This window comes from Mesorhizobium sp. FG116 (assembly GCF_057809835.1).
On the sequence record NZ_JBMDKS010000035.1, the window covers coordinates 16578 to 41300 of the forward strand.

The following is a 24723-nucleotide window of genomic DNA, read 5'->3' on the forward strand; positions in this document are numbered from 1 at the left end:
ATGGGTAAAATCATGCTCAACCGCCGAAAATTCCTCACAGCAGCCGGCATTGGCGCCTCCAGCGTCGCGCTCACGGGATGTGATGTCTTCGACAACCAACTGCGCATTGGTGCGCCACTGCGCAGCTTTCTCGAAAACGCTAACGATTTGACCTGGCATACGCAACGCTTGCTTGCCGGACGCGATGCCCTTGCGCAGGAGTTCACCGAGGCCGACATCCGCCAGCCTATGCGGCCCAACGGCGTTACCGCCCCGGATGACGAATTCTACAAGGGTCTCATGGCCAAGGATTTTGCCGACTGGCGCCTGGAGGTGGGCGGCTTGGTGGAAAAACCTCTGACGCTCACGCGCGATCAGATCCTCGCCATGCCCAGCCGCACGCAGATCACACGTCACGACTGCGTCGAAGGGTGGAGTTGCATTGCCAAGTGGACCGGCACGCCGCTCGCGCATGTGCTCGACGAAGCGGTGGTCAAGCCGGAAGCACGCTATGTCGTGTTTCATTGCCTCGACACCATCGACCGCAGCCTATCCGGCGAGATCAAATACTACGGGTCGATTGATCTCGTTGATGCGCGGCACCCGCAAACCATTCTCGCCTATGGGTTGAACGGAAAGCCGCTGCCGGTAGAGAATGGCGCGCCCCTGCGCGTTCGCGTGGAAAGGCAGCTCGGCTACAAGATGCCAAAGTACATCCACAAGGTCGAATTGGTATCTTCGTTTTCGTCGATCGGAGGCGGGCGCGGCGGGTATTGGGAAGACTACGGCTACGATTGGTATGGCGGCATCTGAGGAATAGTCGTCGCGAATTATGTCGGTGATAAAAACACTTAGGCCAGCATGTCGCCTGGAGGTGACAAGTCGTCGCGACTAGGCTATGGACTCACGCGTCGGAGGCTGATTTGGCCTCAACTGTTTGCGGGAGAGAGCAGCGAAAGCTGCCGCCGAAGGGGAAATAGCCCGAAATCTCTCAGGCAAAAGAACCGTAGGCAGAACGACACTCTGGAAAGTCGGGGCTTCGAAAACCCCGCGCCGAAGGTGTAAGCGCCGCCGACAGAGTTCCGGTTGCGCGAGTCTCTCAGGCTTCAGACAGAGGGGCACGGACTGGCCGCACGTTGCGGTCGATTTCGTGTTGTTCTGGAGAAGTCATGGCAGGCGATGAAGTAAGACACCTACCCCTCGAAGACTTGCACATTCAAGCTGGAGCGCGCTTCGGAGCATTTGCCGGCTGGCACATGCCGCTGACCTATCCGGCCGGCGTCATGAAGGAACATTTGCATACCCGCGATCATGCGGGCCTGTTCGATATCTCGCACATGAAACTGTTCGAGGTGCGGGGCAAGGATGCCGTAGCCTTGCTCGACAAAGCTTGCCCGCTGCAGGCGGACGCGCTCGCAATCTCGCAATCGAAATACACGCTGTTGCTCAACGAGGCCGCCGGCATCATCGACGACCTCATCGTCACGCGGCTCGGCGACGACCGCTTCATGGTGGTGGCGAACGCCGGCAACGCCTCCGAAGATGAGGCACATCTTCGGAAGCTGGCCGGAGGCCTTGCCGTCACGATTGATCCGCTCGATCGCGTCTTCCTCGCCCTACAGGGTCCCGATGCGTGGGCGGCACTGTCGCGAGCCGGCATCGAAACGGGCTCGCTCCTGTTCATGCATGGCATCGAACCGCGCGAAAACTGGTTCATGACCCGCTCCGGCTACACAGGCGAAGACGGGTTCGAGGTCGGCCTTCCGGAAAAGGATGCGCGCGAGCTTGTAACCAGGCTTCTCGGAGACGATCGCGTGGCATGGGTCGGCTTGGCAGCCCGCGACAGCCTGCGTCTTGAGGCCGGCTTGTGCCTGCATGGCAATGACATCACGCCCGAGATCAATCCGGTTAATGCGGGCTTGATGTGGGCCATTCCGAAAGAAATACGCGTCTCGGGCAAGTTCGTCGGCGCGGATGCGCTGCGGGCGGTTTTGGCGCGCGGCCCACTTCAAAAGCGGGTCGGCCTGAAGGCAGAAGGTCGGCAGCCGGTGCGTGCGGGGGCAGCACTGGTAGATGCCGAGGGCAAAGCCGCCGGACATGTGACTTCCGGCGGCTTTGGCCCTTCGACCGGATTTCCGGTTGCAATGGGGTACGTCGCCGCTCCGCTTGCCGCCAACGGCACCCAAATTTTCGCAGATGTGCGCGGCACCAAGGTGCCGCTCACCGTCCACTCCCTTCCGTTTTTTCCTCATCGCTACCGCAAAGGATAAATCCTCATGGCAACGACGTATTTTACCGAAGACCACGAATGGCTCCGCGTTGAAGGAGACGTGGCAACGGTCGGCATTACCGACTACGCGCAGGAACAGCTTGGCGATATCGTGTTCGTCGAAATCCCTCAGGTCGGCAAAGGCCTTACAAAGGGCGATACCGCAGTCGTGGTCGAATCGGTCAAGGCAGCATCCGACGTCTATGCGCCTGCCGACGGTGAGGTGACGGAAGCCAACGAAACTCTGGGCTCCGACCCGGCTCTCGTCAATTCGGCCGCCACCGGCGACGGCTGGCTCTGGAAGATGAAACTTTCTAACAAAAGCCAGCTCGACGGCCTCATGGATGAAGCCGCGTACAAAGCCCATATCGGCTGAATGGTGGCATCATGACAACGGCACCTTACCCTTTCACGGCCCGCCACATAGGGCCGGGCCCGGATGACACTCGCGCCATGCTTGCCACGATCGGCGTTCCGTCAGTCGAGACGCTGATCAGTCAGGCCGTGCCTAACTCGATCCGGCTGGAGAACCCGCTCAACCTGCCTGCCCCCGCCAGCGAGGCGGATGCATTGGCCGAGCTATCGGCGATAATGGCGAAGAATACCGTTCTCAAGAGCTTCATCGGCACCGGCTATCACGGCGTCAACGTGCCGCCCGTGATCCAGCGCAACCTGTTCGAGAACCCCGCCTGGTACACGGCCTATACACCCTACCAGGCAGAGATCAGCCAAGGCCGGCTGGAGCTTCTCTTCCACTTCCAGACACTGGTGACGGAGTTAACCGGCCTGCCGGTAGCGTCGGCTTCGCTTCTGGACGAGGCAACCGCCGTCGCTGAAGCCGTTGGCATCGCCTGGCGCTTCCACTACGGCAAACGGCCAAACATCATCGTCGCCGGTTCGCTGCATCCGCAGGTTCTGGATGTCGTCAAGACGCGCGCCGAACCACTGGGCATCAAGGTAGAAGGCGATAAAGCCGACGAACAGACGGCTGCTGTCATCGTTCCGTGGCCGGATACGTTCGGTGTTTTTGGCGATTATGCAGATATCGTGGACAAGGCTGCGGCGGCCGGCGCGCTGGTCATTGCGGTTGCCGACCCGTTGGCGCTGACGCTCGTCGAAGCGCCAGGCAAACAGGGAGCCGACATCGTCGTCGGCTCGATGCAGCGCTTCGGCGTTCCGATGGGCTTCGGCGGACCGCATGCTGCCTATCTCGCTGTCTCCGACAGGCTGACGCGGCTTATTCCGGGACGCCTCGTTGGCCAGTCGGTCGATGCCCATGGCCGCCCAGGCTACAGACTGGCATTGCAAACGCGCGAGCAGCATATCCGTCGCGACAAGGCGACCTCAAACATCTGCACGGCGCAGGCACTTCTTGCCAACATGGCGGCCGCATATGCAATCTGGCACGGGCCTTCGGGTCTGCAAGGCATTGCAAGCCGTATCCACGCTCTTGCTGCCAGCCTCGCTGACGGTCTCAAGGCCGCAGGCTTGAGTGTGGTGGGTGAAAACCGCTTCGATACAGTGACGGTTGAGATCAAAGGCAAGGCCGCGCAGATCGCAAAGGAAGCCGAAAAGGGTGGTCGACTGCTGCGCGCTATTGATGCAGATCGTATCGGCATCAGCTTCGACGAGACGTCGAACCAAAACGATGTCGCTGCGATTGCTGCATTGTTCGGAGCCAAGGCGGGAAAATCTTCCAGCACCATGCCCGGAAAGCCGCGCGGCAAGGAATTCATGAGCCAGCCGGTATTCCATGAGAACCGTTCGGAAACCGACATGATGCGTTTCCTGCGCAGACTCGCCGACAAGGATCTGGCGCTTGACCGCGCGATGATTCCCCTCGGCTCCTGCACCATGAAGCTGAACGCAGCCGCTGAAATGATGCCGGTTAGCTGGCCGAGTGTCGCGAACCTGCACCCGTTTGCGCCCAAGGCGCATTCGACAGGCTATCGCGAAATGATCGACCAGTTGGAAGGCTGGCTCTGCGAGATCACCGGTTTCGACGCCGTGACCCTGCAGCCGAACGCCGGCAGCCAGGGCGAATATGCGGGCCTGCTTGCCATTCGCGGCTACCACCTTTCGCGCAATGAGGGGCACCGCAATATCTGCCTGATCCCCTCCTCCGCACACGGCACCAATCCGGCCAGTGCGGCGATGGCGGGCATGTCGGTGGTTGTTGTTCGTTGCACCGAAGATGGCAACATCGACATCGAGGACCTGAAAGCCAAGGCTGCCGCCAACGCGGCCAATCTGGCGGCGTTGATGTTCACCTATCCCTCGACGCACGGCGTGTTCGAGGAAGGCGCGAAGGACATCTGCGCCATTGTCCACGAACATGGCGGCCAGGTGTACTTCGACGGCGCCAACCTCAACGCTCTGGTCGGCCTTTCCCGCCCCGGCGACATCGGCGCCGACGTCTGCCACATGAACCTGCACAAGACCTTCTGCATTCCGCATGGCGGCGGCGGTCCAGGCATCGGACCGATCGGGGTAAAGGCACACCTTGCGCCTTATCTGCCCGGTCATGTGACCGAAGGCTCGGCACATGCCGTGGCTGCCGCACCATTCGGAAGTGCTTCCATCTTGCCAATCACATGGATGTATATCCGTATGATGGGTCCGGACGGGTTGAAGCAGGCAACCGAAATGGCCATCCTGTCGGCCAACTATCTGGTGGCGCGTTTGGGCAACCACTATTCGGTTCTTTACCGGGGCCGCAGCGGACGCGTCGCGCATGAGTGCATCCTCGACACCCGCGTACTGAAGGAAAGCTCGGGCATTACTGTCGACGACATCGCCAAACGGCTTATCGACTACGGTTTCCATGCACCGACAATGTCATTCCCGGTCGCGGGGACATTGATGGTGGAGCCAACCGAATCCGAGCCGAAACGCGAGATTGACCGTCTTTGCGAAGCGTTGATCGCGATAGCTTGCGAAGCCGAGAAAGTGGAAAAAGGCGTGTGGCCCAAGGACGACAATCCCCTCGTAAATGCCCCACACACAGCAGCCGAGGCGCTGGCCGGCGATTGGAAGCGTCCCTACTCGCGGCTTGAGGCAGCCTTCCCCGCCGGGGACGCCGACACCGGCACCAAATACTGGCCACCGGTCTCGCGCATCGACAACGTCGCGGGCGACCGCAATCTCGTCTGCTCCTGCCCGCCGGTTACCGAATATCTCGGTGCGGCCGAATAATTGAAAAAGGCCGGCGCTATGCGCCGGCCTTCTTCACTCGCCCCCGCGATTTATGCCTTGTCGAGCAGCGCCAGATTGGCATCAACGACCGTGGTATCGGCCATGGCATTGCGCGCCTCAAGAAAAAGCGCCCTCGCCTTCTTCTTATTTCCGCGCAACAGTTGCGAATAACCCATGTTGTTGATGATCTGCGGCTTGCGGCCGGCCACCTTCAAGAGTTGATCATAGGCACGGTCGGCAAAGTCGAAGCGGCCAAGTTGATCGTATGAAGCGGCAAGACCCATCCATGCCTCGGCGTTGTCCGCCTGCAGTTCAACCGCCTTTCGGAAGTGCTTTTCTGCAAGTCCGTAGTTGCCATCACGGAACTGGGCCTTACCAGATGCAAGATCGGACACCTCTACGCTTTCAGGCATAGCGTCGATCGCAGTCGTCTTCGTCGCGTCTACAGAAGTTGTCGTACAGCCTGCCAGTGCGATGGCGGCAACCATCGCAGCCGTTGCCATGAAAAGTCCGTGACGCATGCCCCTGCCCCAATCGCCCGCTTCGGCGGGTCGTTTTCGTATCGTATATTAGAGGCGAGCGATTAAACTTCGGTGCCAAAGTGCGCGCAGATTAACACGCCCTGCAAAGCGCGCATTAACCATCCAACTTACTGTGAAGTCATCTTCACGATGATCGGTATGATTGCGATCATCAGCACCACAGGCAGAATGCACACGGTGACCGGCACCGACATCTTTGCGGGAAGCGCATGCGCCTTTTCTTCGGCAAGGGACATGCGCTTGTGCCGCATTTCGTCCGAGAACACCCTGAGCGCCCCGGACAGGCTGGTTCCGAGTTCTTTCGACTGTTGCAGCAAGGTGGCGAAAGAGCGCACTTCATCCAGGCTTAGCCGGTCCGACAGCGCCTTCAGCGCATCGTCCAGACTGCGCCCGGCGCGCAATCCCAAGGAGACAAGCTGCAGGTTCTGGCTGAGCGACGGATAGGTGTTTGCAAGCTCGCGCGATACCCGTTCGATCCCTGCTTCCATGCTCATACCCGCATCGGAACACACGATCATGAGATCCATGAAATCCGGGAACCCGTTGCGGTATTCGCGGGAGCGCTCGCGGATTTTCTGGCCGAGCACCAAGCCTGGAAGGAAATAACCTGCTGCGCCCGACATGATCACCAATGCCCAGCGGCTGGTGGCCGTGGCATCGGCGTTGGCCAGCCATTCATTGAAGATGAATGCGGCCAGTGCCGCGCCTATGAAACAGCAGAATCGTATCAGGAAGAACATGCCTGTGGCGCGCGGGTCCATATATCCGGCTTGGATAAGCCTCATGCGCAGTCGCGCAACATTTTCCGGATCGCTGCGGGCGTAAAATTCCTGCGCAGTCCGCGCCGCTTTTTCGCGCACGGCACTCGTGTTTCTTTTGGGTGCCGGTTCGTTCTGCTGCTGAGGCGTCTTGTCTTCCACGCGCAGCCTGCGCTTGACGTCGTCACGATTTCCCTTCGCAGCTACCAATGGCCAAACCACCGCCCCACCGCCCGCGAGAAGCAGCAGAGCCGCCACCGGCATCAGGGATGTCGGTCTCAACAAGGCGAGGAATTCCACGAAGCTTTCCATCTCAGAACTTGAAGTTCGACATTTTGAACATCATGGCGTTGCCCAGCATCAGCCAGAAAATGGTTCCCCCGATCAGGTACCATGTCATGGGTTCATCCCAGACGTCACGGTAGAACTCCGGCATCATGACCATGATGCTGGCGAACAGGAGCGCCGGCACCGCCGTCAAGATGTAGGCTGACATGCGGCCTTCGGTGGAAATGGCGCGCACCTTGCGGCGCAACTTGCCACGTTCGCGAATGGTCGCCGAAAGCCCGTCGAGGATCTCGCGCAGATTGCCGCCCGAACTGCTCTGGATCGCCACCGCCGTCACGAAAAGCGGGAGGTCTTCGTGGCCGACGCGCTCGAAAAGCGCGTTCAACGCCGAAACCAGATCGGAACCGAATGTCACCTCGTCGGCAATGACGCCGAATTCTGTGCCGATCGGATCGGGCATTTCCCGCGCCACCATGGAAATCGCAACCGGCACGGGATGCCCTGCCTTCAAGCCGCGCGTGATCAATTCAAGGGCCTCGGGCAACTGGATGCCGAAGCGCTTCAAGCGGCGCTTACGGAGCGACTGCAAGGCCATGACCGGGATGATGGCGGCAGACACCACGAACAGGCCAAGACACCCCAACAGCGGCAGCCCTTTGGAGAACGCCACTACACCAATCCCGAATGCAATCGCCGAGGTGATCGACAGGAATTTGCGCGGCGGCATGCGCAAGCCTGACTGCAGGCGCAGCGCGCGAAACCTTGCCGGCGAAAACAGCGAAGCGCCGCCCTCTATGCCGCGTTCCTTGCGCAACTGGATCAGCACCTGTTCCTGGCTGATCTTGCCCGACTGGAGCTTCATGCGCCTGTTGATGGCCGTGCGCTTGTCCGCCCTTCCGGCAAATAGCAGGTAGCACGCCTCGGCGATCATGATGCCGGCGAGCGCCGCCGTTGCATAAACTACATAGATCGCCGAAAAGCCTTCCATGCGGCTACTCCTGCGGCTTGCCCGGCTCGAAGTACTTGCCGGGAAAATCTATCCCCATGGCGCGAAGGTCCTCTAGGAAACGCGGCCTGATGCCCGTCGCTTCAAAATGCCCAAGGATCTTGCCGTCGGGCTCGATGCCGGTGCGGACGAAGCGGAATATTTCCTGCATCTGAATGACGTCGCCTTCCATGCCGGTCACCTCGGCGACGCTGGTCACCTTGCGCTTGCCGTCAGACAAACGCGTCAACTGTACGATGATATCGAGCGCGCTCGATATCTGGCTGCGAATGGACTGCACGGTCATCGGCATCCCGGTCATGCCAAGCATCTGTTCGAGACGCGCAATCGCGTCGCGCGGCGTGTTGGCGTGAATGGTCGCCATTGAACCTTCGTGGCCGGTGTTCATGGCTTGAAGCATGTCGAAAGCTTCTTCGCCGCGGCACTCACCGAGAATGACGCGGTCGGGTCGCATGCGAAGCGCGTTCTTGACCAGATCGCGCTGCTTCAACTCGCCCTGCCCTTCGACGTTGGCCGGACGCGTTTCCATTCGCGCTACGTGAGGCTGCTGCAATTGCAGCTCGGCCGCATCCTCGATGGTGATGAGGCGTTCGTCTTCAGGAATGAAGGCCGACAGGGCATTCAGCATCGTGGTCTTACCGGTGCCGGTACCGCCCGAGATAATGGTGGTCTTGCGCGCATTCACGGCAGCCGCAAGAACCTCCGCCATATTCTGGGTAATGGCGCCGAATTCGACCAGTTTGTGCAGGCCAAGCTTGTTCTTGGAGAATTTTCGGATCGAGACCAGAGGTCCATCGACCGCAATCGGGCGGATGGCGGCGTTGAAGCGCGAACCGTCCTGCATGCGCGCATCGACCATCGGCTGCGATTCATCAACGCGACGACCGACGGCCGCGACGATCTTGTTGATGATACGGAGCAGGTGCGCCTCATCCTTGAACGGAATGTGGACCTGCTGCAGCTTGCCCTTGCGCTCGACGAAGCAGTTGTGATGGCCGTTGATCAGAATATCGTTGATCTCGGGGTCCTTCAGCAGAGGCTCCAGCGGCCCCAGCCCAACCATCTCGTCAACGATATCATCAACCAGAGCGTCCAGTTCAGCGACGTTGATCGCCATGCGCTCATGGCGCGTCTTTTCCGAAACGAAGTCGTGCACCTGCCGACGCATCTCTTCTTTAGGCAAACGCTCGAGCGCCACGAGATTGATCTCGTCGAGCAGCATGCGGTGGATGCGCACGCGGGCGTCGAGAACCTTGTCTGCACCCTTGGCAGTCGCCTCGGATTTCGGAGCGGTCGACTTGCGCGTCGTTGGAATGACGATGGCATGGCTCGACGCCGGAATTTGTTCGACCGGACGCTCGGAACGCAGATCGCGATTTTGCAGCGTGGAAAAACGGCTGCTCATCCGGCCTTCCTTTTCAGCAGCCCTTTGCCGATCCCAAACAGGGATCGTGTTTTCTGGGGCGCGGCGGCGACCTCTTCAGGCAAGATGATCTTTTTCAGGTCCTGAATGACATTGGCGTTGGGATCGATCTCATGCAAAGGCACCCCGCGATCGACCGCCTCGCGTACCAGCCGGTAGTTGTTGGAGATACCGCCGACAAAATGCTCGCCAAGTATCTCCTGCACGTCGGCCTGCTTGATGCCGTTGTCGAACATCTTCTGCTCGAAGCGGTTTACGATGACGTTCGGCCTGACTTCCTTGCCAACTGTCTGGTGAATGGCCTGGATCAGTCGCTGCGTGTGGCGCAGGCACGGCACCGTCATTTCCGAAACGATGTAGAGCTTGTTGGAGCCTAGCAGCACTGTTTCCGTCCACGGGAACCAGGTGCGCGGCATATCGATAACGACGTTGTCGAAATAGGCCGATACAAGATCCAGCATGCGTACGACGACATCGGTCTTGAACGAGCGCATGTCGGCCGGATTTGAAGGTGCGGCCAGAACGCAAAGTCCGCTCTCATGCTTCGACAGCATGACATCGAGCAATTGCCGGTCGAGGCGTTCGGGACGGTTCTCGATTTCGGTTATGTCGAAGCGCGGCTCAAGGTCGATATATTCTGCACAGGCGCCCTGCTCGAAATTGAGATCGACGACACAGGTCGAGGCGCCGCGAGAAGTCGAATTGTGGAGTTGAAAGGCGGTCTGAAGCGTCAGGGTCGTCGTGCCCACGCCACCCGCCGCCGGCAGGAACGTGTAGATTTGGGATTCCGTCTGCTGGCTGTGCCCCGTGCCTTGCAAGGCAGCAACGACTGAGCGCACGAGATCAGCGGTCGAGATCGGCTTCACCAGAAAGTCCGAAACCTGGAGCTGAACAAGGATACGCACCGCCGCCGCATTGAATTCCTGCGTCACGACGACGACCGGCACGCGTCCTTCCAGCCGGCGCATGATGCGCTGCAAGGCGCTCATCTCGTCCAACCTCGCCGCATCCATATCGACAATTATGGCGCCGAGATCGGCTTCCTGCACTTCTCCGCGAACATCAGCCAAGTTCTTGTCCACGGTAACCAATTGGATCACCTCGGAGGTAGCGAACGCTGCACGCGTATCCTGCTCAAAGGCCTTGTCCGTGGAGACAAGCAGGATTTTCTTGGTCTTGATCTCATTTGCCATTTGAAATCATCCGCCCGTAGTCGTCGTCGCCGCCTTGGCGGATGCTGCATCATCAGCCGGGCTCGTTTGGGTGCTCGCGCGCTGCGCCGGCACCTTCAGTTTCGTATTTTGGACGCCGTACTGCCACGGATCGACGACTTGCATGGCGGTGTTGGCGGCGATCGCGTCACCCGCGCCGGTCGTCAGGCCGTCGGTTCGCAAGTAGTCGTCTTGAGCACAGCCGCCGAGGCCGACACACATCAGCAACACCACGCTGGAGAGGTGAATACGCCGCATAACGGTCACTCCTTGGGCAGGTCGAGGAAATGCCCGACCCTGGTGACCGGTGCAGCAGTTTCACCGACCGCGGCGGTCTTCAATTCCTCGGTATTGCCGAGGAAGTAGTCGACATTGCTCGCAGCAACCGTCTTGTCAGTTGGCACGAGCGGCTTCTTCGAAGGGTCGATCGGCTTGACTAGGTAAGGCGTCACGATGATCACCAGATCGGTCTCGCGCCGTTGGTAGGCCTTTGACGAGAACAACGGGCCGAGCACGGGCATCTTGCCGGCACCGGGGATGCGTTGGGTGATCTGGTCGTTCTGGGTCTGAAGCAGACCGGCAAGCATGAAACTCTGCCCGCTCTTCAGGTCAACCGAAGTCCGCGCACGGCGCACGATGAAGCCGGGAATCGAGATGTTGCCCAGAGAGTAGGAAGCCGAGGCATCGATGGAGGACACTTCCGGTTCGATGTCGAGACTGATCAGGCCGTCCTGCAGCACAGTCGGGGTGAAATCGAGGCTGACGCCGTATTTCTTGTAGTCGACGGTTATCTTGTTGTCGTCTTCGGCAACAGGAATGGGGAACTCGCCACCAGCAAGGAAACTGGCCTTCTGGCCTGACCGGGCTACCAGGTTCGGCTCGGCAAGGCGACGAGCGACACCGCGATCTTCGAGCGCTTTGATAGCCACGTCCGCCGACCAGCCGTTGCTCAACAGACTGCCGACAATCTCGCCCGCTGGCACGGACGTAGAAGCAGCCGGATCGGAATTGAAGCCGATGGAACCGGCTGCACCGGTATAGCGAACGCCGAGCTTGGTCCCCAGTTCCTGTCCCACCTGTCGGTTGATCTCGACAAAGCGCACATTGAGCTGCACCTGCTGCGAAGAGGAGATGTTGACCGAGTTGATCACTTCTTCTTCGCCGGAGAATCGCGTCGCGATCTTGCTGGCCTTTTCGGCCGCAACCGCGTCTTCCGCCTCGCCCGACAGCACCACGCGGCCATTGGCCGAACCAACCTTGATGTTGGCTCCCGGAACGCTGGCGCGAATGGTGTTTGCAAGCTGTTCAGTATCGAGCGTGACTTCGACGTCAACGCTGCCGACCAGTTGCTTGTTCTCGTCAAACAACGCAATTCCGGTGGTGCCCAGGTTGTTGCCGAGCACATAGAACGACTTGTCGGTCAACGGATTTACGTTGGCGATTTCCGGGTCACCGATGACGATCTCGTAGAACGCGGCATCGGTCTTGATGGTTTTAGGCTTGCCCTTGGCAACCTTGACCGTCGTCGATTTCGTGGCCGAGATCCTGACGATGTCGCCACCTGCGACCGAAGGCGCGGGCAGCGCCAGAATGCTTGCCACGGCGAGTGCTAGAGCACCAAATGGCACACGCCGCGCCACCCGCCAATCTTCGAAAACCCCGCCCAACCCCAGCATTTGCTCGTCCCCAACCGGCCCCCGCCGGCAAACTCAATTTTGTTCCTGCGGCAATTCCTGCTGCATGACCTTGTATTCCTGAGCAACGAGGCCCCGGGTCACGATCACCGTCTTCATCTTGGGCGCATCCGCATCCGACCTACTGAACAACGCCCCTGCCGCCGACTGGGCACCCGCCGCAACCGAACCACCGAAAGAAGAGATTGTGGTGAGACCTCCGTCCGAGGCGTCAGCGTCTGTTGCAGAGCGCAGCGTCAGAGACAGTGTTCCCACAGTGCGGGCAAGCGCCACCTTGCGAGCGCCCTCCTCATTCACTTCGATTGTTACCGAGCTGGCGATCTGTGGGGTGGTCTGGCGCTCGTCGGCACCCTGCCCGACCGTGAGCACCTTGGCGCCAGCGACAACGATTTCCGTCGTAACTGTTGAGCCAGCGGCACCATCGGCGTTCTTGGACACTTCCTCAATGGCGCCAGCATCACGCGTCAGCACGACATCGACGCGATCCCCGGGCGCAATGAAGCCGCCGACCCCTGCGATCTCGTCCGTGCGGATGGTTACGGCTCGCATACCAGGCATCAGCATATTGGAAAGCGTAGCGCGACCATTCGGGCCGGAAAGCTTGGCGAGAAGAACTGGTTCGTTAGGCTCGATCGGCGACAGCACCACACGCTTGCCTTCCGACAACAGCGCATCGACGCTGTTGAAAGCTCCTTGCGGCAGCGACGCCTGCGGCCATGGAATTTCGGAAAGCTGCGCGGCTTCCAACTCCATGCCGTAGCGCAACGGCGCGTTGGCAACGACGATGGTCTTGAATTCCACAGCCGGTTGCTGCGGCGGAGTGACCGACGATGTCTTGACGATGTCGGCTTCAGCCTGGCTCTTGATCCAGAAATCGGCAGCGAAGATCGAGATCGCGCCGAAAACGGCCGCAATGCCGATCATCGTTATGACCTTGCCCCTCACGCCAAACCCCTGATGCGCCCGTTCTTTGTTCGTTGGGGTCACGCTACGGGCTATTCCTAAAGATTCAGCGATCCAGAATATAAGCATTCGATCTAATTTGCGTGGCTTGGTTATCGAAAGGTTTTGCGGTAGAAGGCCGACAAGCCACGAACGGACCATGAACCTCGGTCGCGCCCTCGGCAAAAGCGTGGCACTATCATCAGTGATTCGCAGCATCGGATTCTTCTCCCGCATGGACGACAGCAACGATCTTTTCGGCACCCTCGACAAGCCGGCTCAGCCCGTTCGTGCTCCAGCGCGACCGGCAGACCCGCTGGTTCAGGCCGCGAAGCGCGCGCTTCCCTTGAAGGACGGCGCGGAAAGCTATAGCGCAGCCGACATCGAAGTGCTGGAAGGCCTCGAGCCCGTACGTCGGCGGCCGGGCATGTATATCGGCGGCACGGATGAGCGGGCCCTACATCATCTGTTTGCCGAGGTGATCGACAACTCGATGGACGAGGCCGTTGCCGGCCACGCCACCTTCATCGAAGTGGAACTCTCAGCAGACGGGTTCCTGTCCGTGACCGACAATGGTCGCGGCATTCCTGTCGATCCGCATCCAAAGTTCAAGAAGCCCGCGGTCGAGGTCATCATGACCACACTGCACTCCGGCGGCAAATTCGACTCCAAAGTCTATGAAACTTCCGGCGGCCTGCACGGTGTCGGCGTTTCGGTGGTCAACGCGCTGTCCGATCACCTCGACGTCGAGGTAGCGCGCGGGCGAAGGCTCTATCGCCAGAGTTTCTCGCGCGGCAAGCCGCTTGGCGAACTGGAACATCTCGGCGAGGTTCACAATCGCCGCGGCACCAAGATCCGTTTCCACCCCGACGAGCAGATTTTCGGCAAGGGCGCGACCTTCGAACCGGCGCGTCTCTATCGCATGACGCGCTCCAAGGCTTACCTGTTCGGAGGCGTGCAAATCCGCTGGAGTTGCGATCCGTCTCTGATCAAAGAGAAGGACACCACACCAGCCAAAGCCGAGTTCCATTATCCGGGTGGCCTCAAGGACTATCTCAGCGCATCGCTTGGCGACGACTTCCAGGTAACGCGCGAAATTTTCGCCGGAAAGACCGAGCGGCAAGGCGGACACGGCTCGTTGGAATGGGCGGTTACATGGTTTGGAGGCGACGGCTTCCTCAGTTCCTATTGCAACACCATCCCAACCGGCGAAGGCGGCACGCATGAGGCTGGCTTTCGAAACGTTTTGACGCGAGGCCTGCGCGCCTATGCGGACCTCGTCGGCAACAAGCGTGCGTCCATCGTCACCTCGGAAGACGTGATGATCTCGGCAGCCGGGATGCTTTCCGTGTTCATCCGCGAGCCGGAATTCGTCGGCCAGACCAAGGACCGACTTGCCACCATCGAGGCGATCCGCATCGTGGAAAGCGCCATCCGTGATCCATTCGACCATTGGCTGGCATCCAATCCGCAGGAAGCTTCGAAGCTGCTCGACTGGGTCATTGCCCGCGCCGACGAGCGTGTCCGGCGACGGCAGGAAAAGGAAGTGTCGCGCAAGAGCGCCGTGCGCAAGCTGCGCCTTCCCGGCAAACTGGCCGACTGCACGCAAAATGCAGCGGCAGGCGCTGAACTGTTCATCGTCGAAGGCGATTCGGCTGGCGGTTCGGCCAAGCAGGCGCGCGACCGCGCCAGCCAGGCCGTGTTGCCGCTGCGGGGCAAGATCCTGAACGTTGCCAGCGCCGGCCACGACAAGCTGACCGCCAACCAGCAGATTTCCGACCTGATCCAGGCGCTTGGCTGCGGCACACGCTCGAAATACCGCGACGAGGATTTGCGCTACGACCGCGTCGTCATCATGACCGACGCCGACGTCGATGGTGCTCACATCGCGTCGCTGCTGATCACCTTCTTCTACCAGGAAATGCCCAACCTGATCCGTGGCGGACATCTGTTCATGGCGGTACCGCCGCTCTATTCGATCCGCCAAGGCGGCAAGATCGCCTACGCGCGTGACGACTCCCACAAGGATGAATTGTTGCGCACTGAGTTCACCGGACGCGGCAAGGTCGAGATCGGCCGCTTCAAGGGCCTCGGCGAGATGATGGCTTCCCAGCTCAAGGAAACCACGATGGACCCGAGAAAGCGTACCTTGCTCCGGGTCGACGTGCTGGACGAAGAGACAGCCACCAAGGATGCCGTTGATGCGCTGATGGGCACGAAGCCGGAAGCGCGGTTCCGCTTCATCCAGGAACGGGCGGAATTCGCCGAGACCGAAGCACTCGATATCTGAGGCTTGATGCTTCGCTAGGCAGCAGCGATTGCCAACGCATGGCCGCGAGCATTCTCGCGCAGCGCTTCAAGGTGGATGGACTTAACCAGCGTGGCAACATCGCCTTCGGCTCGCTGTCCACCCAATTCCTTCAGCATCAGCCAGCTTACTTCCTGAACGCCGGCGACACGCTTGCCGTTTGCTACCTCGCGCCAGATCTTGAGAGCCCGTAAAATCACCGCGTGGGTAACCTCGGTAAGGCCGGCGCTGCGGAACAGCGCTTGCAAAGCGACGTCCGTGCCGGACCCGAGGAGCGCCCTTATCCGCTGCTCCGACTGCCTTGTCAGCACGAGAAGGGATGTGCCGAAGAAATCGATCTTACCGTGGGCGACCGTGCGGATCAGGAAGCTGGTGGTGAGATCGCCACGCAACCGCAGATGCTCGACCAGCGCGGAATGTTCTTCCGCCTTAGTGCCCTCAATCAAGGTCAGCGAAGCCTTGATGCAGGCGTCGCGTGTGATGCGTTCGGCTCTGGCGGCTCCCATAAGCGCCAGCACAAGCGGCGCGGTCCTGAGCGCTTCACCGATCTTGACCAGCAGCATGTGGCGGCAATCGGCGGGCAACCTCGCATCGGCTATCAACGCCTCGCGGACCGACGGCACATGCCCGAAGCGCTCTGCCATGCGTCGGAAGCTCAAAGACGCGATATCCGCTCCGATATTGGCGAGCAGCAGTGAGCAGGCTTCCGCTTCTCCCAGTTCGGCGATGGCGGCGGCAACCGGCATTGATACGGATGGCCGATCCGCGATCATCTCCTGCGTTGCCTTCTGACCAGTGGCCACGCGATCGATCAGGTCGGCATCGGTCAGCAACGGCGACCGGGCAAGGATCAGATTTGCAACTTCCGGCACGTCGGAAGCGAGCGCGGAGATGATCTGTATCGGCGCATGATGGCTCATTGAAAGGGCGTCGGCCATGGAGTGGCGCACTTTGGATGACGTGTCATCAAGCAGCAGCGTCAGGGCTGCCTCGGCGGCGCAACGATCCTCGAATGGCAGCGTGGAGTTGACGTAGGCTCTCGCCAGCGCGCCGGCTGCCGCCGCTCGCTCCGAAACCCGCGCTGTCCAAACCCATTTCAGAAAATGCGAAACCACCGCGTTTTGCATTGTTTCCCCTCAAGGCACCAGCCGTTGGGCAACATTAGGCGGCAATGAATTAATAAAGCGTTCACCATGTTCGTTAGGAAGCCGGATACCATTCGAGCGTGGCAGTCGACTTGCAGGCAGGGAGCCCAGCGCCTATCAACTGACACAAAGGAGACTGGCGATGGCAGGGCTTTATCTGGAAGAACTCAAGGTCGGGCACGTCTTTCAACACACGCTACGAAAGACCGTGACCGAGAGCGACAACATGCTGTTTTCGGTGATGACGCTCAATCCGCAGCCGCTGCACATCGATTTCGATTTCGCATCCAAAACCGAGTGGGGCAAACCACTGGTGAACTCGCTTTTCACACTCGGCCTGATGATCGGCATCTCGGTAAACGACATCACTGTCGGTACCACCGTCGCCAACCTTGGCATGACGGATACGACCTTCCCGCACCCGGTGTTTCACGGCGACACGATCCGCGTCGAAACAACCGTGATCTCCGTACGCGAATCGAAATCCAAGCCCGACCGTGGCATTGTTGAGTTCGAGCACCGTGCCTACAATCAGGACGGTGCGCTTGTCGCCAAATGCACGCGGCAAGCAATGATGCGCAAGAAGCCGGCCTGATGAGATCGCTACTTTTCGTTCCAGCCGATTCCGAAAAGAAGCTCGAAAAGGGCTTTGCGTCCGAAGCCGACGTCGTCATCATCGATCTCGAAGACTCGGTTGCGATCGAGAACAAGGCAGCGGCGCGGCAGACAGCGTCAAGCTTTCTCTCGGATAGGCGTGAAGCGCTCAAGCCAGCGATCTATGTCCGCGTCAACGACCTTTCCAGCGGTATGACCGATGACGATCTGGCTGCGCTCGTTCCCACCCGCCCGGCGGGCATCATGCTGCCGAAATCAAACAGCGGTCGCGATGTGCAGCAACTGTCGGCCAAGCTCAGGGTTCACGAAGCCGAAAACGACCTGCCAGACGGAGCCATCAGGATTCTGCCGATCATCACTGAAACGGCAATCGGCGTTCTTTCCGCATCGACCTACTCAAGTGCAACGAGCCGTCTGTCGGGGCTGACCTGGGGCGCAGAGGATTTGTCGGCGGCGATTGGCGCCCGCACGGCTCGCGATGAAAACGGTCGCTATACAGACGTTTTCAGATTTGCCCGCACCGTGACAATCCTTGCCGCCTCCGCAGCAGAGGTTGCCGCTATCGACACGGTATTTCCGAACTTCCGCGACATGACCGCGTTCGAGACCGAGTGCAGGGAAGCCGAACGAGACGGCTTTACCGGCAAGATGGCAATCCACCCGGCACAAGTGCCTGTGATCAACGCTGCATTCACCCCTTCGGTAGAGGCATTGCAGCATTCTGCCGCTGTCGTGGCGGCATTCGAGGCTGCCGGCAACCCCGGCGTCGTCGGTATGGGCGGCAAGATGTATGACCACCCGCACTTAAGACTGGCCGAGCGACTTCTCGCTCGCGCCAAGGAGCTTGGGATAACGGCTTAGCCGGACAGACCGGCTATTCCTGCCATGGCCCGGAATAGTCGCTGTAGAGCGTCGCCGGGTCGGGCCGAGGCCGTTCCTGTGGTGTCCCGTCGAAAGAGCCGATGTGTACGAACCCGATCACACGTTCGTGCGGCGCAAGCCCCAGGATCGCCCTGCCCTCCGGCACGTCGGAATACCAGTTGGTGATCATGTTAGTGCCGTAACCTAGGGCATTGGCCGCGATCATGAGGTTCATCGCGGCCATGCCGCCTGACAGGAACATCTCCCACTGCGGTATTTTTGGATTTTCCTTCGGGGATGAGACAACGCCAATGACCAGAGGCGCACGCGAAAAACGCGCCAGCTCCTGATTTCGGCGACCCTCGGGCAACGGTCCTTCCCGCTGCTCTGCAAGCTCAGCCAGCTTCTTGCCAACTTCCTCGCGCGCACCGCCCCGATAGACGATGAAGCGCCATGGCGCCAAGCGGCCATGGTCCGGAACGCGCGAAGCTGCCGCCATGATCTTCGCGATTTCCACGTCGCTCGGGGCCGGCTCATGCAGATCGGAAATCTGCACGGAACTTCTAGCCAGCAGGAAGTCTAAGATTGGCGTCATCATGGGCGCGTTGTCCTTGAAATATCCATTGGTATTGGCTGGGGCCAGTCCTCGGAAGCGAGGCAGCCTGGGCTTGAGAGCGGCAGGGCCGCGATGAATACACTCGCCTGAGGGGCGGATGCTGTTAGGCCTTGAAATTGCCACCGCCTTGGGCTTCAACGCAAGGCATGTTTGCAGCGGTTCGCCATCTTTTGAAGACCGTCCTCCTGGCTGCCTTACTAGCAGCAACGGTCACTCTGGCCGGCGCACAGTCTTTCGATCTGGACAACAAGGCTCCCGATGCGCTTGAAGGCCTCAAGTTGCCAGGCGTTTCCAGCTTTGCTCCGCCGACCACCGACACGCCTCTCGCACTTGGAGCGGGTGGCCAGATTACGCTGAGCGCCCAACTGACCGACAAAGGCGCGGAAATTACGCGCGGCATGGTGTGGCGCGTGTTCAAGCCCGAAGCCGACTCCAACGGCAAATTGCCTCTGGTCGCATCTGCACATGGTGGAACTGCGATATTCCAGCTCGAACCCGGCAGTTACCTTGTGCACGCTTCCTATGGACGCGCCGGCGCAACCAAACGCATCACGGTTGAGAAAGAGCCGCACCGCGAAAGTCTCGTGCTGGACGCCGGCGGTCTGGAGCTCGACGCTGTCTTCTCCGGCGGCGGCCGTATTCCGCCAAAGAAGCTGCGCTTTTCCATCTATGAAGCGCAAGCCGCGGCGAATGGCGAACGGGCGCTGATAATTCCCGACGTCCAGCCGAAAACGGTGGTTCGGCTTAATGCCGGCACCTATCACGTTGTATCGACCTACGGAGCTGTGAACGCGATCATCCGTTCAGACATCCGGGTCGAGGCCGGCAAGCTGACGGAAGCAACGGTCGAGCATCACGCTGCCGAAGTGACGCTGAAGCTGGTGCGCGAGGCCGGCGGTGAGGCGATCGCCGATACATCGTGGTCGGTTCTGAACGAGGCCGGCGAATCGATCAAGGAAAGCGTTGGCGCTTTTGCACCGATGGTTCTGGCGGAGGGCGACTACACGGCCATCGCCAAGAACCGCGACCGCATCTACCAGATGGATTTCAAAGTCGAGTCCGGACAGAATCACGAAATCGAAGTCGTCGCTTCCGAAGCCTCTGCGATCGATCCTGAAGGCGCAGACTAGGCCCTCTGGTCCAACCTCCCATTCCCGGCGACACTTGCTTCCGCCTTGCAGGCATGACAGTTAAGCCTTGTTCTCAGGGCGGGGTGAAACTCCCCACCGGCGGTATGTGGGGTTGACCCCATGAGCCCGCGAGCGCCTTCCAGCGGGAAGGGTCAGCAGATCAGGTGAGATGCCTGAGCCGACGGTTACAGTCCGGATGAAAGAGGACATGCAAGCGCCGCCGCATATGATGCGGGCGGAAAGCTCGCATGTGATCGCCTTGGGTGACGTGTCTGTTGCTGAAAGGAGATCACCATGACACAAGCCCACTCAACATCGACCCGCTACGCATTCATCAAAGCCAACTGGCACAAGGACATCGTTGACCGCGCGCTTGACGGATTCACGCAATTGATCCCCCGCGCCGCAGTTGACGTGTTCGACGTTCCCGGCGCTTTCGAACTCCCGCTTGTCGCGCGCGACCTGGCCTTGTCAGGCCGGTACGCCGCCGTTGCGGCTGCCGCCTTCGTCGTCGATGGGGGTATTTATCGCCACGATTTCGTTGCCAAGGCTGTAGTGGAAGGACTGATGCGCGTCAGTCTCGACACCGGCGTGCCGGTGCTTTCTGTTTCGTTGACCCCGCACCACTACCAGGAAACCGAGCATCATAACCGCATCTTCCGCGAGCACTTCGTCCAGAAGGGACGAGAGGCAGCCCAAGCCGCCCTCATGATCGGCGAGACGCGGGAAAAGCTCGCGGCTTGATCCGGCTTACGGAAACGGCGAACGGCGATGGAACATTCCATCGCCGTTCCCGATGACTAGCCAAATTTACGATGCACGCAGCCGTTTCAGATCGGGCGGCACGGCCTCGTCACGCAAGGCGGTGATCGCTTCGCCAAGGCCGAGCGAAACCTGATCGCGCGAGCCAAGACGGCGCATGTTCACCGTCTCCTCCTCAGCCTCGCGCTTGCCGCAGACCAAGATCACCGGCACCTTGGCAAGGCTGTGCTCGCGCACCTTGTAGTTGATCTTCTCGTTGCGCAGATCGACTTCCGCCGACAGGCCGGCCGCTTTCAGCCTCGCAACCACCTTGTTCGCATAGTCGTCGGCGTCGGAGGTGATCGTCGCGACCACCACCTGCACCGGTGCGAACCAGAGCGGCATCTGACCGGCATGGCTCTCGATCAGGATGCCGAGGAAGCGCTCCAGCGAACCGCAGATGGCGCGGTGGATCATTACCGGCTGCTTCTTTTCCGAATCCGAGCCGATGTAGAAGGCCCCGAAGCGTTCCGGCAGGTTGAAATCGACCTGCGTCGTACCGCATTGCCACTCACGGCCAATGGCGTCCCGAAGCGTATACTCGAACTTGGGACCGTAGAAAGTGCCCTCGCCTTCGTTGATGCCGGTCTTGATGCGGTTGTCCTCACGCGCCATGCGGGCAAGAGCGCGGCGAAGAATATCCTCGGCATGGTCCCATGCCGCGTCGGTGCCGACGCGCTTCTGAGGACGGGTGGCGAGCTTGACCACCACTTCCTCGAAGCCGAAGTCCTTGTAGACCGACATCATCAGATCGTTGATCTTCATGATCTCAGCTTCGAGTTGGTCCTCGGTGCAGAAGATGTGCGCATCGTCCTGCGTGAACGCGCGGACCCGCATCAGACCATGCAGCGCTCCGGATGCTTCATAGCGATGCACATTGCCGAATTCGGCAAGGCGGATCGGTAGATCGCGGTAGGACTTCAAGCCATGCTTGAAGATCTGGACGTGGCCGGGGCAGTTCATCGGCTTCAAGGCGAAGATGCGCTGGTCGGCTTCCGGGTCCTCGGGATGGGTGAAGGCATGGGCGGACTTAACCGCGAACATGTTCTCCTGATACCAGCCCCAGTGGCCCGACGTTTCCCACAGCGACTTGTCGAGCACCTGCGGGGCGTTGACCTCCTGGTAGTCGTCGCCGAGACGGCGGCGCATGTAGGAGATGAGGTTCTGAAACATCTTCCAGCCCTTGGCGTGCCAGAAGACGACGCCCGGCCCTTCCTCCTGGAAGTGGAACAGGTCCATCTCGCGGCCGAGGCGGCGATGGTCGCGCTTTTCCGCCTCTTCCAGCATGTGCAGATACTGGTCGAGCTCTTCCTGCGTCGCCCAGGCGGTGCCGTAGATGCGCGTCAGCATCGGGTTATTCGAGTTACCGCGCCAGTAGGCGCCGGCAACCTTCATCAGCTTGAAGGCGTTGCCGATCTGGCCGGTCGAGGCCATATGCGGGCCGCGGCAGAGGTCGAACCAGTCGCCCTGATTGTAGATCTTGAGGTCCTGATCTGCCGGGATCGCCTCGACAAGCTCGACCTTGTAGGCCTCACCCTTGTCGCGAAAGACCTGCTTGGCCTTGTCGCGCGACCAGACCTGCTTGGTGAACGGCTTGTTGCGCTGGATGATCTCGCGCATCTTCTTCTCGATCACCGGGAAGTCTTCGGGCGTGAACGGCTCGTTGCGGGCGAAGTCGTAATAAAAGCCGTTGTCGATCACCGGGCCGATGGTCACCTGCGTTCCCGGCCACAATTCCTGCACCGCTTCCGCCAGCACGTGCGCGGCATCGTGGCGGATCAGTTCCAGCGCGCGCGGGTCGTCACGAGTGACGATCTCGACCTTGCCGGACGCGCCGAGCGGATCGGAAAGATCGCGCACGGTGCCGTCAACAGCGTAGGCAACCGCCTTCTTGGCCAGCGACTTTGAAATGGATTCGGCAAGCGCAGCGCCGGTCGTAGCGGCGTCATAGTCGCGCACGGAGCCATCGGGAAATGTGAGGGAAACGGAATTCGACATTTTTCTTCTCCTATCCAGTCCCGCAAACGAGCGCGGGTGGTTACTAGCCGGATGCGTCCGGCAACGGGCGGTGTTTTAGTCAGCGAAATGAAGGCCGTAAAGCCGGCAAACGCCTAGTTTTCAGCCTCGCCGCGCCTTTTTCCTATGGCCCAGTAGCGCCAAGGCGTGAACCAGCGATAACGCTGCTCCAGCATTTCGGGCACGCGGTCGATGCCGCGGGTACCGCCGGGGCCGCAGCGCATGACCCGGAAAAGACCCATCCAGCCACCGGCCCACAGTCCATGCCGGGCAACCGCTTCGTGGGCATATTCCGAGCAGGTCGGCAAATGCCGGCAGGTGTTGCCGACGAAACCCGACAAGGTGAGTTGGTAGAGTCGAATGATCGAGGTGCCAAGCACGCGGCCCGGCGTCTTGCGCCAGGGTCCGGCCCAATTGCGCCCTGCCGTTGCACCGCTTGGGGACGGCTGATGGGGATGGCTATGCGTCAAAAGCTGCTGCCTGCGTTTCAGGCCTTGTAGATGCGGCTTTCCATGTCGGAATTCAATCTCTGAACGCTGTTGCCGGGCGCGCTCGTCAATCTGGCGTGAACGGTCCGTTGCCAATGCGGCCGGTTTGAAAGAGGCCTTGCCGGCCTCTATGTATCGAGCCAAGTCAGCCGCAACCTCTCACCTGTTTGCGTCGGCGTTGTTCAAGGCGCCGACGGCAAGGAGAGTGTGCGCCGCAATCATGCCGGCGATGCCCGGCCAGGAGAGACACCATGTCGGGTACCATCGAACTCGGACTTGATACATTCGGCGACGTCACATTCGGTGCTGACGGATAATTGCTGCCGCAGGCGCAGGTTATCCGCAATCTCGTCGACCAAGCGGTTCTGGCCGACGAACTCAACGTCGACTTCATCGGCGTGGGCGAGCACCACCGCGACGATTTCGCCGTCTCGGCTCCCGAGGTCGTATTGGCCGGCATAGCTTCGCGCACGAAGCGTATCCGGCTTGGCTCGGCCGTGACTGTGTTGAGTTCCGATGATCCGATCCGCGTTTTCCAGCGCTTTTCGACGGTGGACGCGATCTCCAACGGACGCGCCGAGGTCATCCTCGGGCGTGGATCGTTCACGGAATCGTTTCCGCTGTTCGGGTTCAAGCTCAGCGACTACGAGACGCTTTTCACCGAAAAGCTCGACCTGTTCGCCGCCGTGCTGAAGCAGGAGCCGGTGACATGGCAAGGCTCGACGCGGGCGCCGCTCAAGGACCAGCGCATCTATCCGCCGCTTGAGAACGGCACGCTGAAGACCTGGATCGGGGTCGGCGGCAGCCCGGAATCGGTGGTTCGCGCGGCGCGCTACAACTTGCCCATGATGCTTGCCATCATTGGCGGCGACCCCAAGCGCTTCCGGCCCTATGTCGATCTCTATCACGACGCGCTCAACCAGCTTGGCGGGCAGCAATTGCCGCTCGGCGTGCATTCGCCGGGGCATATCGCCGAAACCGACGAGCAGGCGCGCGAGGAATTGTGGCCGAGCTACAAGAAGATGCACGACCGCATCGGCGGCGAGCGCGGCTGGGGACCAACGACGATTGCCAGCTTCAACTCGGAAGCCGATCTGGGCTCTCTCTATGTCGGTTCGCCCGAAACGGTGGCGAAGAAAATCGCCAAGACCGCAAAGGCGCTCGGCGTTGCACGCTTCGACATGAAATATTCGTCCGGCCCGATGGAGCATGCGAAAATGCTGAAGAGCATCGAACTCTACGGCACCAAGGTCATCCCGATGGTGCGCGACCTGCTTGCCAGCGACGGGGGCTGAGACCTCGGCCAAGCGGTGGGGCATACCTATCCATCGCCACGCCCGGCTAAAGCCGTCTGAGGTTCTTTGCCCCGCCTTTAAGCTCCCTCGCTACGCTCGTCGCTGGCGGGGACCCCGAGGAATGGCCAGACGGCTGGCCAA

General features: G+C 60.4%; 21 protein-coding genes, 1 pseudogene and 2 riboswitches. Of the genes and pseudogenes, 10 read left to right on the forward strand and 12 right to left on the reverse strand.

Going from position 1 to position 24723, the window contains the following annotated elements; translation table 11 throughout:
* The 4 genes from ACODTY_RS20995 to gcvP all read left to right on the forward strand — a co-directional run bounded on the left by ACODTY_RS20995 (position 1) and on the right by gcvP (position 5443).
* Positions 1-792, forward strand: coding sequence for a molybdopterin-binding protein (locus ACODTY_RS20995; RefSeq protein WP_488996140.1), 792 nt, complete (start codon positions 1-3; stop codon positions 790-792).
* Between the two features lie 117 nt (positions 793-909).
* Positions 910-996: riboswitch (glycine riboswitch) on the forward strand.
* Positions 997-1148: 152 nt separating this feature from the next.
* On the forward strand, positions 1149-2249 hold the full coding sequence (gcvT, locus tag ACODTY_RS21000; protein WP_488996141.1) for a glycine cleavage system aminomethyltransferase GcvT: 1101 nt from the start codon (positions 1149-1151) through the stop codon (positions 2247-2249).
* A gap of 6 nt (positions 2250-2255) precedes the next feature.
* On the forward strand, positions 2256-2624 hold the full coding sequence (gene gcvH, locus ACODTY_RS21005; protein WP_488996142.1) for a glycine cleavage system protein GcvH: 369 nt from the start codon (positions 2256-2258) through the stop codon (positions 2622-2624).
* A gap of 8 nt (positions 2625-2632) precedes the next feature.
* A complete protein-coding gene (gene gcvP, locus ACODTY_RS21010; RefSeq protein ID WP_488996161.1) occupies positions 2633-5443 on the forward strand; it encodes an aminomethyl-transferring glycine dehydrogenase in 2811 nt (936 codons plus the stop codon).
* 50 nt (positions 5444-5493) lie between these two features.
* On the opposite strand, the gene ACODTY_RS21015 is transcribed toward gcvP, so the two are convergent.
* The 8 genes from ACODTY_RS21015 to cpaB all read right to left on the reverse strand — a co-directional run bounded on the left by ACODTY_RS21015 (position 5494) and on the right by cpaB (position 13352).
* On the reverse strand, positions 5494-5964 hold the full coding sequence (locus tag ACODTY_RS21015) for a tetratricopeptide repeat protein (protein ID WP_488996143.1): 471 nt from the start codon (positions 5962-5964) through the stop codon (positions 5494-5496).
* A 128-nt stretch (positions 5965-6092) separates the two neighbouring features.
* Complete coding sequence (locus ACODTY_RS21020) at positions 6093-7055, reverse strand: type II secretion system F family protein (RefSeq protein WP_488996144.1); 963 nt, start codon at positions 7053-7055, stop codon at positions 6093-6095.
* 1 nt (position 7056) lies between these two features.
* Positions 7057-8019 (reverse strand): type II secretion system F family protein, encoded by a 963-nt coding sequence (locus ACODTY_RS21025; RefSeq protein ID WP_488996145.1) that lies wholly within the window; start codon positions 8017-8019, stop codon positions 7057-7059.
* A 4-nt stretch (positions 8020-8023) separates the two neighbouring features.
* A complete protein-coding gene (locus tag ACODTY_RS21030) occupies positions 8024-9442 on the reverse strand; it encodes a TadA family conjugal transfer-associated ATPase (RefSeq protein ID WP_488996146.1) in 1419 nt (472 codons plus the stop codon).
* The gene (locus ACODTY_RS21035) at positions 9439-10653 is read right to left on the reverse strand and encodes a CpaE/TadZ family protein (protein ID WP_488996147.1); all 1215 of its coding nucleotides are present in this window, start codon (positions 10651-10653) and stop codon (positions 9439-9441) included. The genes ACODTY_RS21030 and ACODTY_RS21035 overlap by 4 nt, the downstream gene beginning before the upstream one ends.
* Before the next feature lie 6 nt (positions 10654-10659).
* Positions 10660-10929: a hypothetical protein gene (locus ACODTY_RS21040; protein WP_488996148.1), complete on the reverse strand. Its 270-nt coding sequence runs from the start codon at positions 10927-10929 to the stop codon at positions 10660-10662.
* 5 nt (positions 10930-10934) lie between these two features.
* Complete coding sequence (locus ACODTY_RS21045; protein ID WP_488996149.1) at positions 10935-12347, reverse strand: type II and III secretion system protein family protein; 1413 nt, start codon at positions 12345-12347, stop codon at positions 10935-10937.
* A 33-nt stretch (positions 12348-12380) separates the two neighbouring features.
* Positions 12381-13352: a Flp pilus assembly protein CpaB gene (gene cpaB / locus ACODTY_RS21050; protein ID WP_488996150.1), complete on the reverse strand. Its 972-nt coding sequence runs from the start codon at positions 13350-13352 to the stop codon at positions 12381-12383.
* Between the two features lie 190 nt (positions 13353-13542).
* On the opposite strand from cpaB, the gene parE reads away from it, so the two are divergent.
* Entirely contained in the window at positions 13543-15597 is a 2055-nt protein-coding gene (gene parE / locus ACODTY_RS21055) for a DNA topoisomerase IV subunit B (protein WP_488996151.1), read from the forward strand.
* Between the two features lie 14 nt (positions 15598-15611).
* Here parE and ACODTY_RS21060 read toward each other — a convergent pair whose 3' ends face one another.
* Positions 15612-16742: a DUF2336 domain-containing protein gene (locus tag ACODTY_RS21060; RefSeq protein ID WP_488996152.1), complete on the reverse strand. Its 1131-nt coding sequence runs from the start codon at positions 16740-16742 to the stop codon at positions 15612-15614.
* A gap of 160 nt (positions 16743-16902) precedes the next feature.
* On the opposite strand from ACODTY_RS21060, the gene ACODTY_RS21065 reads away from it, so the two are divergent.
* Both ACODTY_RS21065 and ACODTY_RS21070 read left to right on the forward strand, forming a co-directional pair.
* Positions 16903-17355, forward strand: coding sequence for a MaoC family dehydratase (locus ACODTY_RS21065; RefSeq protein ID WP_488996153.1), 453 nt, complete (start codon positions 16903-16905; stop codon positions 17353-17355).
* Positions 17355-18236, forward strand: coding sequence for an HpcH/HpaI aldolase/citrate lyase family protein (locus tag ACODTY_RS21070; RefSeq protein ID WP_488996154.1), 882 nt, complete (start codon positions 17355-17357; stop codon positions 18234-18236). Before ACODTY_RS21065 ends, ACODTY_RS21070 begins: the two co-directional genes overlap by 1 nt.
* Before the next feature lie 13 nt (positions 18237-18249).
* Here ACODTY_RS21070 and ACODTY_RS21075 read toward each other — a convergent pair whose 3' ends face one another.
* On the reverse strand, positions 18250-18834 hold the full coding sequence (locus tag ACODTY_RS21075) for a nitroreductase family protein (RefSeq protein ID WP_488996155.1): 585 nt from the start codon (positions 18832-18834) through the stop codon (positions 18250-18252).
* Between the two features lie 164 nt (positions 18835-18998).
* Between ACODTY_RS21075 and ACODTY_RS21080 the strand changes: the two genes are divergently transcribed.
* Both ACODTY_RS21080 and ACODTY_RS21085 read left to right on the forward strand, forming a co-directional pair.
* Positions 18999-19982, forward strand: a complete 984-nt coding sequence (locus ACODTY_RS21080) for a hypothetical protein (protein WP_488996156.1) — start codon at positions 18999-19001, stop codon at positions 19980-19982.
* A gap of 65 nt (positions 19983-20047) precedes the next feature.
* A riboswitch (FMN riboswitch) is annotated at positions 20048-20194 on the forward strand.
* Positions 20195-20276: 82 nt separating this feature from the next.
* Positions 20277-20726: a 6,7-dimethyl-8-ribityllumazine synthase gene (locus ACODTY_RS21085; protein WP_488996157.1), complete on the forward strand. Its 450-nt coding sequence runs from the start codon at positions 20277-20279 to the stop codon at positions 20724-20726.
* A gap of 66 nt (positions 20727-20792) precedes the next feature.
* On the opposite strand, the gene thrS is transcribed toward ACODTY_RS21085, so the two are convergent.
* Both thrS and yidD read right to left on the reverse strand, forming a co-directional pair.
* A complete protein-coding gene (gene thrS, locus ACODTY_RS21090) occupies positions 20793-22781 on the reverse strand; it encodes a threonine--tRNA ligase (RefSeq protein WP_488996158.1) in 1989 nt (662 codons plus the stop codon).
* 113 nt (positions 22782-22894) lie between these two features.
* Positions 22895-23269: a membrane protein insertion efficiency factor YidD gene (yidD, locus tag ACODTY_RS21095; protein ID WP_488996159.1), complete on the reverse strand. Its 375-nt coding sequence runs from the start codon at positions 23267-23269 to the stop codon at positions 22895-22897.
* Between the two features lie 269 nt (positions 23270-23538).
* Here yidD and ACODTY_RS21100 point away from each other — a divergent pair.
* A pseudogene (locus tag ACODTY_RS21100) lies at positions 23539-24582 on the forward strand (LLM class flavin-dependent oxidoreductase).
* Positions 24583-24723: the final 141 nt, after the last annotated feature.

Excerpts from the sequence above, each read along its gene's own strand:
- ACODTY_RS20995 (WP_488996140.1), top strand. The coding sequence starts at position 1 with ATGGGTAAAATCATGCTCAACCGCCGAAAATTCCTCACAGCAGCCGGC.
- gcvT (WP_488996141.1), top strand. The coding sequence starts at position 1,149 with ATGGCAGGCGATGAAGTAAGACACCTACCCCTCGAAGACTTGCACATT.
- gcvH (WP_488996142.1), top strand. The coding sequence starts at position 2,256 with ATGGCAACGACGTATTTTACCGAAGACCACGAATGGCTCCGCGTTGAA.
- ACODTY_RS21015 (WP_488996143.1), bottom strand. The coding sequence starts at position 5,964 with ATGCGTCACGGACTTTTCATGGCAACGGCTGCGATGGTTGCCGCCATC.
- ACODTY_RS21020 (WP_488996144.1), bottom strand. The coding sequence starts at position 7,055 with ATGGAAAGCTTCGTGGAATTCCTCGCCTTGTTGAGACCGACATCCCTG.
- ACODTY_RS21025 (WP_488996145.1), bottom strand. The coding sequence starts at position 8,019 with ATGGAAGGCTTTTCGGCGATCTATGTAGTTTATGCAACGGCGGCGCTC.
- ACODTY_RS21030 (WP_488996146.1), bottom strand. The coding sequence starts at position 9,442 with ATGAGCAGCCGTTTTTCCACGCTGCAAAATCGCGATCTGCGTTCCGAG.
- ACODTY_RS21035 (WP_488996147.1), bottom strand. The coding sequence starts at position 10,653 with ATGGCAAATGAGATCAAGACCAAGAAAATCCTGCTTGTCTCCACGGAC.
- ACODTY_RS21040 (WP_488996148.1), bottom strand. The coding sequence starts at position 10,929 with ATGCGGCGTATTCACCTCTCCAGCGTGGTGTTGCTGATGTGTGTCGGC.
- ACODTY_RS21045 (WP_488996149.1), bottom strand. The coding sequence starts at position 12,347 with ATGCTGGGGTTGGGCGGGGTTTTCGAAGATTGGCGGGTGGCGCGGCGT.
- parE (WP_488996151.1), top strand. The coding sequence starts at position 13,543 with ATGGACGACAGCAACGATCTTTTCGGCACCCTCGACAAGCCGGCTCAG.
- ACODTY_RS21060 (WP_488996152.1), bottom strand. The coding sequence starts at position 16,742 with ATGCAAAACGCGGTGGTTTCGCATTTTCTGAAATGGGTTTGGACAGCG.
- ACODTY_RS21065 (WP_488996153.1), top strand. The coding sequence starts at position 16,903 with ATGGCAGGGCTTTATCTGGAAGAACTCAAGGTCGGGCACGTCTTTCAA.
- ACODTY_RS21070 (WP_488996154.1), top strand. The coding sequence starts at position 17,355 with ATGAGATCGCTACTTTTCGTTCCAGCCGATTCCGAAAAGAAGCTCGAA.
- ACODTY_RS21075 (WP_488996155.1), bottom strand. The coding sequence starts at position 18,834 with ATGATGACGCCAATCTTAGACTTCCTGCTGGCTAGAAGTTCCGTGCAG.
- ACODTY_RS21080 (WP_488996156.1), top strand. The coding sequence starts at position 18,999 with ATGTTTGCAGCGGTTCGCCATCTTTTGAAGACCGTCCTCCTGGCTGCC.
- ACODTY_RS21085 (WP_488996157.1), top strand. The coding sequence starts at position 20,277 with ATGACACAAGCCCACTCAACATCGACCCGCTACGCATTCATCAAAGCC.
- thrS (WP_488996158.1), bottom strand. The coding sequence starts at position 22,781 with ATGTCGAATTCCGTTTCCCTCACATTTCCCGATGGCTCCGTGCGCGAC.